We start from the raw sequence: 11,762 nt of genomic DNA on the forward strand, positions 1-11,762 counted from the left end.
AAAGGCCATATCCGCATGGGCCCGCCTCGTAGACGATGCGGATCCGGCGCGCTTTAGACTGCAGGCGCTTGCACAGGCGATCGATATCGGCCTTCGAGGTACCGATCCTGCCAAGCAGTTCGACCTCGCCCGCGCCGAGTGCGTAAGCGACCGTGATCGAGTCCTTATGGACGTCCAAGCCGACATACAGCGTGCTATCGTGTTCCATGCTGGCCTCCGCGCTGGAAATCGCCTGGGTGTGGCACTGTCCACACCGTGCGGCTCTGGCAGTCATGCTAACCCGCGTTTGATTCCTCGCGGCAGGCCAGCCTTTTGCCCCACCCTAGGGGAGTCATACTGACTAATTCGCGCTTCTTTTCACGTCAGTCCGGCAAATTCCGGTTCTGAGACGGCCGAGCCGCGACAGAATTAGCTGTTAAGTCATTGATTTGTTGGGAGTCGCAGCCCGGCGAATTCCGGTTGCTTAACTCAATCAAGATCATCCGGAGCGGGATGGCGGTATGAGCTTAGCCCGTGAGTCGATGGATCAATACCAAATCTTTCAATCCGACCCCTGTGGTCGGATTTTTTTCGGCTAATCTAGCCTCTCACTGGTCGCCGCATCAATGAACGTATGAAATCGGCTGCAACAGCGTATAGCGCAGTAGACGGATACTCCAGATCGGGATCGTATTCTGCGGTCTCTAATATCGGATGCTGCTTGGTTGACAGCTCTACAACGTGTCCTTCATCGTCCAAGCCACGGCCTATTACGCGCCCATTTGACTTGGCCACCTCAGCCAACGCTTGAGTCTGCTCGTCCGGGACTAAAATCTCGCCACGACTCGCAACCAGCGAGATATCCATTCTCTTGGCATTTTGCGCCTTGAGACGATCCTTGACCTCTTGCTCAAACTCTTCGAAATCGTCGGGGTTGGGCGGGCTGATTTGCATTTCCAGTCGACGGAGCTTCGGTATCGCAAGGATCTTCCGAAGGCTGTCCCGTTCCGGCTCGGGCGTAACCACTATCTCGCCGAACTCATTTCGAAGAATTGGTTGATTCAACAAAGCCTGGAAATACCTGGCCGCATCAATAGGCGCGAAGGATTCTTCTCGCTCGCGTGACACAAAGAACAGACGATGGCGCTGAGGATAAAAAAGAAATTCAAAGGTCTCCAAGCCGGGCTTCAAGTGCTCCGGAACATTCACTCCCTCCAGTTCAGCATCATCGACCGGCTCCCTAGCTTTCAGATCAAGCCATTTACCCGTCAATTGAAGGTCGAAGAATTTGTGTATGACGCCCCCGTGGTAGCCGCCACCGACGCAATCCCCTGCTCCGCCAGTTTATTCACCAGCGCGTCATTCGCAAGCATGCAAATGCATCCGTGCAGATCAATTGCAAATGGGAGAACCGGATGACGGCGCGGATGTGGGGCGGATAAAAGAGTGCCCGTTGTGCCTCTTGCCTCCGATGTATCGGGAGCGGCACAGCGGGCAGGCCGGGCGGTACCAAGCATGGCGTCGCCGGCCACCGGCGCCTATCGGCAGCTTGTGGGCGGCTACAGGCGGCTATCGACGGCCAGCATGCCGCGTGAATCCAACCTGCCCGGGCTTTCGGTTCGCCGCGAACCCGTTCTCGGCCAGCGTTTCATCCGCACTGTCATAGAACGTGCCGATCTTGTAGATCTCGCGGGCTTCCTTCCCGTTGGCCACGTCGCGGCCGAACTCGCGCGACATGCGCACGAGCTGCTCGATCTGCGCCACGGTGCCCATCTTGCGGTCGCGGCGCTGGGTCCAGATGTTGTCCTCGATACCGCAACGCACATGCAGGCCCATGGCGATGGCCATCATGTTCAGCGGCAGTACGTTGAGCATGGAGGTTTCCAGCGTCAGCACCGAGCCGTTGGGGCAGGCACGCACGAAGTTCGCCAGGTTGTAGAGGTTGGGCGCTTCAAAGCCGCCGCCGATGGCCACCCAGGTCAGGATCAGCGGCACATTGCAGGTGCCCTTGCGCATCATGCGCTCCACCGTTTCCAGCTGGGCGATGGTGGCAAGCTGGAAGTGGGTCTGGATGCCGTTGCTGCTGAGGCGGCGGATGTGTTCTTCCACCCATTCCGGCCCGGCGGGAATGGTCATCTCGCGATAGGCGCGGTAGTTCGCCGGCTCGGCCAGTGAGGTGCCGGCCACGTCGGCCGGGCACATCTGCTCGACCACGTTCATCTGGTTGGTGTTGATGGCGATCGTCACCTGGTCCGGCGTCGGCTTCAGTTCCGCCAGCATGTGGCGGGTATCGTCCGACAGCCACCTGGCGACGTCGCCTTCGTTCTCGGGCGCAAACGAGATCGAGCCGCCCACCTGCAGGATCATGTCCGGCACGCGGGCGCGGATGCCGGCCAGCAGTTCGTTGAACTTGGACAAGCGCTTGGAGCCCTTGCCATCGGCTTCACGCACATGCACGTGCAGCACGGTGGCGCCGGCGTTGTAGCAGTCCACGGCCTTCTGGATCTGTGCCTCCATCGTCACCGGAATGTCTTCCGGGAAGTCGGCGGGCATCCATTCCGGACCGTAAGGCGCGGCGGTAATGACCAGCTTCTGCTGGTTCTCGGGGAACAGCGAACCGTCGATGAAATCCATCTTTGTCTCCTGCGGATATGTGGTTCAGGCCAGTGCGGTTTCGGGGGTGCGGGCGTTGAGGTCGCGCTCGCCGATGCCAAAGGGCTTGTCGCCGATGATGCCGGCGCGCTCCATCTTGCGATGGCAGGGCGCGTAGTCCATCACCGCGTAGTGCTGGGTGCTGCGGTTGTCCCAGATGGCCATGCTGTTGGGCTTCCAGCGCCAGCGGACCTGGTACTCGGGGATGAACGCCTGCGACACCAGGTAACGCAGCAGGTCAGCCCCGCCAGGGTTGTAGTCCTGGCCGTAACGCACGTGTGCCGCGGTGTGGAAGTTGGTGAAGTGCGTGGTGAAGGCGTTGACGAACAGGACCTTTTCACCGGTCTCGGGGTGGATGCGCACCACCGGGTGTTCCGGGTCGGGGTACTGCTCCTTCAGCGCCAGGCGCCGTTCGATCGGCATGGCGGCGCCAAAGCTTGCCTCGATGCTGTGGCGGGCACGCAGGCCGGCGATCTCCGTCTTCACATGCGCGGGCAGGTTCTCGTAGGCGAGCACCATGTTTGCCCACATGGTGTCGGCCCCGACTGCCGGGCCTTCCAGGCAGCGCAGCACGCAACCCATGGGCGGCGCTTCACGCCAGGTCGCATCGGTATGCCAGGCGTTCTCGTAGCGATCCATCGGCTGGTCGGGGCGCTTGTAGATCTGCACCAGGCCAGGGTATTGCGGATGGCTGCCGGCGACCGGGTGATCTTCCAGCTGGCCGAAGCGCTCGGCAAAGGCGACGTGTTCGGCGCGGGAAATGTCCTGGTCACGCAGGAACAGCACCTTGTGCTGAAGCAGCGCGGCGCGGATCTCGGCGAACAGGCCGTCGTCGTGGATGGCATCGTTCAGGTCCACGTCGACCAGTTCAGCGCCAATGCTGGCGGTCAGTTGTTCTACGCGCATCGTCAGGCCTCCGTGCGGGAAATGACGGAAGCCGGGCATGCGGCACTTGTCGGATGCGTCGGGCATGTCGAACACGCGATGTCGTGCCCTGCCGGGCGATGGGAAATGCTGGTTTTGGTCACGCTTTGTCTCCTGCCTTATCAGTGGGGTAAATCAACGCGTCTGGCGTCAGAAGAAACTTACGGTTCGCGGCAGGGTGGGATTTTTCATTACGCGCCAGGCGCATTGCATTTCATGCCAAGTCTGGCCGCGGGGCTGACGCGATTTGATCGCCGTCAAACTTCTGGTGCGAGCGGCAGCCCGCGCAACGCGGGCGTGAAAGCAAAACGGCGCGAGCCAATTGGTCTCGCGCCGTTCTGCTTTTGGCACGGAGAAGTGCCACAAGCTGATGCCTCAGTACTCCCTCAGGACCCAGCTACTGATCGCCGCGAAGTACTCACGCAGCCACGCATTGAAGCGAAGGTACAAAGGCGTCCCGGCTCCTACGCCGAAGGCCTCGCTGAACCCTGCCTTCCCCGCAATTCCCACCGCCCGCCGCACGTGGAAATCGCTGGTCACCACCACAATCGCCTTCCCGGCATCGACGCCCTGTCCCTCCAGCAACCGCCGGCTGAACAACAGGTTCTCCTCGGTACTTGTACTTCGCCCCTCGCGAATCACCCTGTCCGACGCCACCCCACGCGATACGAGGTAGTCCGCCATGATGTCCGCCTCGACACACCGCAGCCCGAAGTCCTGTCCGCCACTCACAACCAACTTGGCCTCCGGCCATCGCTGCGCCTGCATCAACCCTTGATCCAGCCGCGCAATCAACGTCGGCGACGCCTCGCAGTTAGGCGTGCCTGATCCAAGGATGACGATCGCCTTCACCGAAGTCCCTGCCGGCACGGGGACGCCCATGCCGCTGCGGATGTCATAAAAGAACACCCCGACAGTTACCAGCCACGCAGAAAACGCCACCCAACCCGCACGCCACAGCAACTGTCGCTGTCGATCAGTCTTGCGCCACCGTGTCACGCCATCCCAGCACAACGCGAGCAACAGGAAGGCGATGCCAATACACCCCGGCAACGTGATGCCAAGGCTGAACAATCCCATTCCCATCAGCGCGACAGCATCGCCAAGCAGCACGGCTCCGGCCAGTGCCAGGCCGAGGCGTATCCAGCGCGTTCGGCGTATCACCGCGGGGTTCTCCAGATAGTTGACTCCGATATTTTCCAACCGCATATATCACCAGATAGCGCGACGGATCATTACACCGAGCCACTTCTTCATGAGCATGGCTAGCGCTGAACACCAGGCGGACACGACAACTTCAGGGCAATGTGGCGAGCAGCTTGATGAAATTGCGCTTCGCGCGATAGGTGGCACGGATCTCCTCCAGTTCTCTGGTGAACTCTGCGTGCTCGCCCAGCCTTGACCGCAGGCTTCCGATGGCGCGCACGATTTCAAATGCCTCGTCATAGCGCGCACTGCCCGAGCCGTTCCCGACGGCGACCGGCAGCAGCCGGTGATAGAGGGCAATCGCATCATGAGGATGCGTTCTGCCTCGGGCAACTGCCATCTGGGGCCACAGTTGCGTCGCCACCGGGCCACCGACAAAGGTGTCCCAGGCCACATCGTCCTTCTCTTCGGAAAGGAAAAGCTTGACCAGTTCGGTGCGCGTTGGCGTCTGCCAGGCATAGCGTTTGGATTTCTTGCTCGACTCCTCTTCCTTGATAAGCGCCCAAAGGAGCTTGATTGCACGCTCCCGGGTCTCATCATGCCGACCGATGGCCGTAGCGACCTTCATCAAGGCGGGAAACGTGCCGGCCGTCGGATGCATCTCGAAGCGGCGCCATGCGATCGTAGCGGCCTGGTCGAACTCGCCGCGACGCAGATACGCGTCGATGCAAAAGTCGAGCAGGCGCGCGTCGACATTCCCTTCCGATTCACGAAGGGCTCGCTCGGCCCACGCGAGACCCTCGTCCGGACGGCCATGATTCACGCAAAGTTCTGCAATCTGAAGAAAGCGATACGGACTCGACAGGTCCTTGGAGAGAATTCGGATAAGTGCATCGGTGTCGCCGTCAAGCTCCGCCAGGGTTCGCATTGCGCGCTCAAGATACAGTCGGCGCGACTCGAATGATTGGAGAGATTCATTGCCCGGAGCAAGCGGGGCGAGGGCTTCCCAGGCCTCGCTTACCAGTCCACGGTAGCGGCTTAACCCGCTCGTGCCCAGAGGCTCGGCGTAAGCGGGTAGGACATCGCTGAAAGTATCCCATTTGCCTTCCACCTGCAGGCGGAAGAGCCGCTCCGCAAGTTTCACAGGGTCGGGGCGGGTTTGCTGGCATGCGTCGAGGTGGACAGACGCCAGCTCCAGGATGCCGGGCATCACGCCTCCGCCGGAATCGTCAATCTGCTCAAGGCTCATTTCCGCGCCGGCAATTGCCAGCTCGGTGAGTTCGACCACTTGCGCAGCGTGCGGCCCAGTGAGCCTCTGGCGTAACGTCTCGGCCAGCGACATCAGGCTGTCGCCGTATTCGCCAGCCTCCGTCCAGTCCAGCGGCCGGGAGATGCGCGTGACCTGCCGCACGGCAGTTCTCATGCTCGGCAGATCGGACGCCTGCGCCGAGCGCGCGGCGAATAGCAACTTGTCGCGTAACGTCCGGTCAAGCTCGACGGCTTCCAGCAGCAGTTCCTGAAGCGCGCCTTTGTCCAGCGTCGCCACGTATTCGCGAATCACTTCCTCGTAGGTCTTTCGCTTCTTGCGCGGTTTCTCCCGGGTGGTCTCTTCGGCATGGAATGCCTCTTCGCCAGTGTTTTCGAGCCAGGCGAGTGCAACGGCCACCGCGTGCTTGCAGAAAATACCTTGATCGCCTACCGGGCAGTCGCATGCATAGGCGAGTTCGCCATCGCCAGCGACGGCCAGCTCGACGCGGTAACGGTGCGTTCCGCGTACGCTGGCGCGAATGGCGCCTTCGTGTTCCTCAAGGCGAGACACGGCACCGTCATGGAAATAGGCCATGCCGCGCGCGAACGTCCCGGTGTCGGTCTGGGCCTGAACTTCGGCGAGTGTAAGGATTTCAGAGAGCTTTGCAGGTGCGGACATGGAAGGTGGCGTCCCATTGAAGACATGCCGCGAACGGACGGCGGACCGTTACGATGATACCTGTCAGAACGCGCGGGCATGCCACAGCTCATGCCGAGGGTGGGCCAATAAGGGCTGTGGCAGGGATGCTCCCATTGAGAGATTCTCGGTGCTCCGTCGCTTAGCCCGGGATCGCGACCACGGCAGCCATACGGGTGGCGGCTAACCCGCGACGTCAGACGTCAATACCTGCACGCAATAACTGACCGGCCGGTACAGGCCGCGCGAGAAGGAAACCCTGCCCGCGATCGCACCCAATTTCACGCAGGAAGCACAACTGGTCGGCGTTCTCGACACCTTCCGCCACCACCGTCAACCCAAGCGACCGCGCCATGGCAACAATCGCCCGCAGGATCGCGCTGTCACGCCGACGGCCGTCGATACCAGCAAGGAACGACCGGTCCACCTTCAGCGTATCAACCGGCAGCGCCTGCAAATAGGTAAACGACGAGTACCCCGTCCCAAAGTCATCAATAGCAAGACTCACCCCACGCCGCGCAAGCTCCGCCAGCAGCGCTTCCGTCATCCCATTGCCGGTCATGGCCATGCTCTCGACCAGTTCCAGCTGCAGCCTGCCCGGCGGCAAGCCGGTATCGCTCAGGATCGTGGTGAGGTCATGCAGGAACTGCTCGTGGCGGCATTGCCGCGCGGAGAGGTTGACGGCAATCCGGCCGAACGCGAAACCCTCTTCGATCCAGAGGCGCGCCTGCCTGCAGGCTTCGCGCAGTACCCACGCGCCGATCGGCATGATCAATGCCGAATCCTCGGCGGTGGTGATGAACTCGCCGGGTGACAGCAAGCCCCGCGTCGGATGCTGCCAGCGCAGCAGCGCTTCCAGGCTGACGACGGACCCGCTGCGCAGGTCGAAGACCGGTTGATAGTGCAGGCGGAATTCGTTGGCCGCCAGGGCGTTGCGCAACTCGCTTTCAAGCGTGATCCGCTCCATCGAGGATGAGGTCATCTGCGTGGAGAAGAAGCGGAAACTGTTCTTGCCCTCCTCCTTGGCCGCGTACATGGCGCGATCGGCCTGCATCAGCAACTGTTTCTGGTCGGTGCCGTCGTCGGGGTAGATGCTGATGCCGATGCTCGGTGTCACGAACACGGCTTGGCCGTGGGTGTCGATCGGGTGCCCGACCGATTTCAGCAATGCCTGCGCAATCTGCGCGACGTGGCGGATGTCTTCGATGTCTTCGATGATGACGGTGAATTCGTCCCCGGCCAGGCGCGCCACCGTGTCGCTTTCGCGAACGGCTTCCTTGAGCCGCCGGGCGATGACCTTGAGGGCCTGGTCGCCCACGCCGTGCCCCATGGTGTCGTTGATCAGCTTGAAGCGGTCGAGGTCGATGAACATCACGGCCACCCGCCTGCAGGCACGCTCGGCGCGGGCAATGGCCTGCTTCAGGCGCTCGCTGAACAGGGTACGGTTCGGCAGGGCCGTGAGGGCATCGTGCATCGCCAGGTGGTTCAGGCGCTCTTCGTCCATCCGGCGCTTGGTGATGTCCGAAAAGATGGCGGCGTAATGCGTGCAGGTGCCATCGGGGCTGTAGATGCCTGAGATCGACAGGTACTCCAGGTAGAGTTCACCGTTCTTGCGGCGATTCCAGATCTCGCCCTGCCAGCTGCCCTGCTCGCGCAGCTGGCGCCACAGCGACTGATAGAACTCGGCGCCCTGTTTTCCTGAGTTCAGCATGCGCGGGGTCTTGCCGATGGCCTCGGCCTGGGAATAGCCGGTCAGTTGCGTAAAGGCCGGGTTCACCCGCTCGATGACGCCGTTCGGGTCTGTCACCATGACGCCGTCGAGCGTGGCCTCGAACACGCGGTCCGCCAGCTTCAGGTGGTAGGCGGATTGCAGCAGGGCTTCATCGCGCTCGCGCAGCGCCAGTTGAAGCTCATGCACATACTCGTATTCGATATGGCTCAGGATGTCGGCCAGGCTCAGCACACCCACCAGTTCGCCGTGGCCGTCGCGCTGGCCGTCAAATATGCCGACATGGCGGATGCGATTCTCGATCAGGGTCTGGCGCGCCGCGTAGAGGCTCTGCGATCGCCGCAGCGCGCGCAGGGGGCGCGTCGCATGTTCGGCCACCGTGCCGCCAAGCGCATTGGCGGCCGCCAGCCGGACAATATCGCGTTCGGTCAGGATGCCGTACTCGTTTGCGGAGTAGCGAACGACGATGGCGCTCAGCCCGCCGGTGCGCATGGCGTGCATCGCGTCGGGCAGGCTGGTGTCGGACGCCACCACGACAGGCCGGGACAACCTGACGGAATCGATCGGCTTGGTGCGCAGGAAGAATTCGGCGCCGTGGCCCATGACGAGATCGGTCTGCGAGAGCATGCCGAGCGGGCGCCCGGCGTCGTCGACCACCAGGCAATGGCGGATGCCCTTGTTCTTGAAGTGGACGACGGCGTCGCCGAGGCGCGTGTGGCCGGACAAGGAATCCACAGGGTGGCTCATCAGCGCGCCGATCGGCCCGGACAGCGCGTCGGCCGCGTTGCCGAGCGCCAGCGCATCGCGTTCGGTCCAGATGCCGACTGCCTGGCCGTGATCCATCACGACAATTGAACTGCAGCGGTGCTCTGCCATTCGGGCGACGACTTCGCTGACGGGAGTCTGGCGCTCGCACTCTAGTGTTGATTTCGATACCAGGCGTTCGATCTCAATATCCAAGGTGTGATGCGGCATGTTGTTCCCGTGCTCTCTGTGACTTTTTGTTGTGCAGCGCTACCCGTTAGCGTTCGCCAGCATAGTGGCGGGATGGGTCACAACCGTTGATGCAGATCAAGGCGGCATTTGCGCGGTGCCAAACGAACACACTGGTGAGGCGCCGGAGAGAAAAGTGTTCGCAAATGCAATCCATCCCGCGCGCCAAAGCACCAGCCGCCGCCGATCCGCCTTCCGCCACCGAGCCACGCCATTCCAACACAGGCCGAGCAACAGGAACGCGATTCCAATAGACCCCGGCAACACAATGCCGAAGTTGAATAACCCCATCCCCGACAGCGCGACAGCATCGCCAAGCAGGATGGCCCCAACCAGTGACAGGCCGAGGCGTATCCAGTGTGTGCTGCGTTTCATTGCCGGTCTTGCGTCCACCAAATCAGATCGTCCTCTCATCCATATCGCCGTGGATATAAAAATGACTTGAGTCAAGGTTCATTTCTATCCTCGTCAATGCTACAGCTTCGCTGAAATTCTGTTGACGCCACCCAACGAAATGTAAATTCCGATAAGGCTTAGGAAGCGTCCTACATTCGCCCTAAAGTCCGCTTGGTACTGTCGTGCCAACTCAGCGCGGAGAGTAGCGCTACGGACGCCACGGCGTAATTGAGATATGGGTAACGCTGCTCAATCAGTATGGTATCGATTGGTCGATTTTTCATAATCAGACCCAGCAGTCGAAGGATGGCAAATGAATCGAGCGATATCTATTCCATTGATGCTGGCCTTAGTCTGCTCCGGATGTCTCCATTCGCCCCCCAATTACCCAGGTGGCGGCGGTGACAATATCAATCCGGCCGACTATGTGACCACAGCGTGCCCGAACCTCAGTGGCAGCTATGAGGGTAGCGGAGAGTTATTAGATGGGGATGCTACAGCTCAACGACTAGAGAAATCGATGCGAATCGATTACGTCTTCCCTTTCGCCAACGACGAGGATTTGCATAGAATTCAAGCGGCCGCCCGAACGGAAAATGGACGTCTAAAGTATCCCGGCGCTGTCCAGGTCGCATTGATAAGGACGAGAGTCCTTAAGCTGAGTTTCGCCTACCCGAACGGTAAAGCCGCGACTCATGAATTTTCGTTCGAAGACACCAACAGATTTGTCTGTACCGGTGCGAGTGGAAAAATCATTTGGGGCGGGGCTAGCAAAAGGGGGCGATCAGAGTTTGGACCCAATACAACGGACTCTGTGGCAACACTATATTTGGACAACCAAGGCAATCTGATCAGTGAGGAATCGACCCAAGTTCACATGAGCCTGCGACTTGGCGCAATCCCGACCGGAACGGCCAGGCATTTCGCGAAATATAGATTCAAGCGGATCCAATGATGAAAGCCCCCTTCCGTCGCAGCTCAAGCCGCACGCGGCTCGCCGCGTGCTATTGCGTGGCGCTTTCCGCCTGTGCCCCGATGATTGCGACGGCCCCATCGACTATCGAGGTCACCCAACCAAACGTGGCCGCCCGACGCATCCAGATCCTGATCGCTACAACCGTCCAACTGGACACGAGCTATTCCCGCACGCTGCCCGAGAGGTCTGTCTGGTCGAGGATGGGTCGTGTTCCGCAGGGCGACGTTTACCGGCCCATCGGCACCATTTTCACGATCGAGGGCCGTCAGGTCCACGAGGCCTACCTGGTCATCCGCGACAAGACCCTGGTGGGCTTCTATTTGCCCGGGGAACAGAACTATTCCCCGCTGTCCACCGCGGTACCTTTGAACTTGGGAGAATCGGAATGAAACGGGTTGCACGCATGGTGATCGCCGGGCTGGCGGTATCGTCACTGCTGGCTGGGTGTGCTTCGGGTGTGAAACACGCCGACATGGCAGCGTCGATGCCGACGCTGAAGCCGGGCGAGGGTCGGGTCTACTTCCTGCGCTCGGCGTCGATGTTCGGCGCCGCGATCCAGCCGGATCTGCGTCTTAACAACCAGGTGGTGGGCGAGTCCAAGCCCGGCGGCTTCTTCTTTGTGGATCGGCCGGCCGGCAAGTATGTGGCCTCGGCTGCAACCGAAACGGAGAAGACGTTGAGCTTCGTGCTGGATGCCGGTGAGACGAAGTACGTGCGCAGCTCGCCGTCGATGGGGCTGATGGTGGGCCGCGTCGTGCTGGAGTTGGAAACGCCGGAGAAGGCGAAGGCAGACCTAGCCTCGCTGAGCTACACCGGGGATCTCGTCAAGGCGCCGGCGAAGTAGGAGGCACGGCGAGTCACTGGGCCGGTACCGGCTAGACCGCGGCCCGCCGCGCGATGCAATCGAGAAAAGGGGCAGATCTATTTCGTCCGGCCTGCAGAATGTTGAAGGGTAAGGCGCAGCAAGGCGTCGGAAGAATTGTGCTGCGTGCAGAACTCCCAGATCGAATAGGAATCTGATT

The 11,762-nt window shown here is 61.0% G+C and carries 8 protein-coding genes and 2 pseudogenes; 2 read left to right on the forward strand and 8 right to left on the reverse strand.

Translation table 11 applies throughout. From position 1 onward, the window contains the following. The 8 genes and pseudogenes from K309_RS38200 to K309_RS0131920 form a co-directional block, all read right to left on the reverse strand. Positions 1-208, reverse strand: a pseudogene (locus tag K309_RS38200) (IS110 family transposase); the annotation flags it as partial. A 371-nt stretch (positions 209-579) separates the two neighbouring features. Next, a pseudogene (locus K309_RS38205) lies at positions 580-1,281 on the reverse strand (DUF4747 family protein); the annotation flags it as partial. Positions 1,282-1,548: 267 nt separating this feature from the next. After that, positions 1,549-2,613, reverse strand: coding sequence for a beta-keto acid cleavage family enzyme (locus K309_RS0131895; protein ID WP_029050079.1), 1,065 nt, complete (start codon positions 2,611-2,613; stop codon positions 1,549-1,551). 24 nt (positions 2,614-2,637) lie between these two features. Next, entirely contained in the window at positions 2,638-3,537 is a 900-nt protein-coding gene (locus K309_RS0131900) for a TauD/TfdA dioxygenase family protein (RefSeq protein ID WP_029050080.1), read from the reverse strand. A gap of 393 nt (positions 3,538-3,930) precedes the next feature. Continuing rightward, complete coding sequence (locus K309_RS0131905) at positions 3,931-4,758, reverse strand: YdcF family protein (protein ID WP_369796561.1); 828 nt, start codon at positions 4,756-4,758, stop codon at positions 3,931-3,933. 94 nt (positions 4,759-4,852) lie between these two features. Beyond that, positions 4,853-6,628: an SWIM zinc finger family protein gene (locus K309_RS0131910; RefSeq protein ID WP_029050082.1), complete on the reverse strand. Its 1,776-nt coding sequence runs from the start codon at positions 6,626-6,628 to the stop codon at positions 4,853-4,855. A 214-nt stretch (positions 6,629-6,842) separates the two neighbouring features. Next, positions 6,843-9,350, reverse strand: a complete 2,508-nt coding sequence (locus K309_RS0131915) for an EAL domain-containing protein (protein WP_029050083.1) — start codon at positions 9,348-9,350, stop codon at positions 6,843-6,845. 96 nt (positions 9,351-9,446) lie between these two features. After that, on the reverse strand, positions 9,447-9,743 hold the full coding sequence (locus K309_RS0131920) for a hypothetical protein (RefSeq protein WP_029050084.1): 297 nt from the start codon (positions 9,741-9,743) through the stop codon (positions 9,447-9,449). Positions 9,744-10,718: 975 nt separating this feature from the next. On the opposite strand from K309_RS0131920, the gene K309_RS0131925 reads away from it, so the two are divergent. Then, complete coding sequence (locus K309_RS0131925; RefSeq protein ID WP_156914517.1) at positions 10,719-11,129, forward strand: hypothetical protein; 411 nt, start codon at positions 10,719-10,721, stop codon at positions 11,127-11,129. After that, on the forward strand, positions 11,126-11,584 hold the full coding sequence (locus K309_RS0131930) for a DUF2846 domain-containing protein (RefSeq protein WP_029050086.1): 459 nt from the start codon (positions 11,126-11,128) through the stop codon (positions 11,582-11,584). Before K309_RS0131925 ends, K309_RS0131930 begins: the two co-directional genes overlap by 4 nt. The last annotated feature ends 178 nt before the right edge of the window (positions 11,585-11,762 follow it).

It is taken from the genome of Cupriavidus phytohabitans (assembly GCF_000426345.1).
GTDB lineage: Bacteria > Pseudomonadota > Gammaproteobacteria > Burkholderiales > Burkholderiaceae > Cupriavidus.

Coding starts and splice junctions, on each gene's coding strand:
- K309_RS0131895 (WP_029050079.1), bottom strand. CDS start 2,613: ATGGATTTCATCGACGGTTCGCTGTTCCCCGAGAACCAGCAGAAGCTG.
- K309_RS0131900 (WP_029050080.1), bottom strand. CDS start 3,537: ATGCGCGTAGAACAACTGACCGCCAGCATTGGCGCTGAACTGGTCGAC.
- K309_RS0131910 (WP_029050082.1), bottom strand. CDS start 6,628: ATGTCCGCACCTGCAAAGCTCTCTGAAATCCTTACACTCGCCGAAGTT.
- K309_RS0131915 (WP_029050083.1), bottom strand. CDS start 9,350: ATGCCGCATCACACCTTGGATATTGAGATCGAACGCCTGGTATCGAAA.
- K309_RS0131920 (WP_029050084.1), bottom strand. CDS start 9,743: ATGAAACGCAGCACACACTGGATACGCCTCGGCCTGTCACTGGTTGGG.
- K309_RS0131925 (WP_156914517.1), top strand. CDS start 10,719: ATGAAAGCCCCCTTCCGTCGCAGCTCAAGCCGCACGCGGCTCGCCGCG.
- K309_RS0131930 (WP_029050086.1), top strand. CDS start 11,126: ATGAAACGGGTTGCACGCATGGTGATCGCCGGGCTGGCGGTATCGTCA.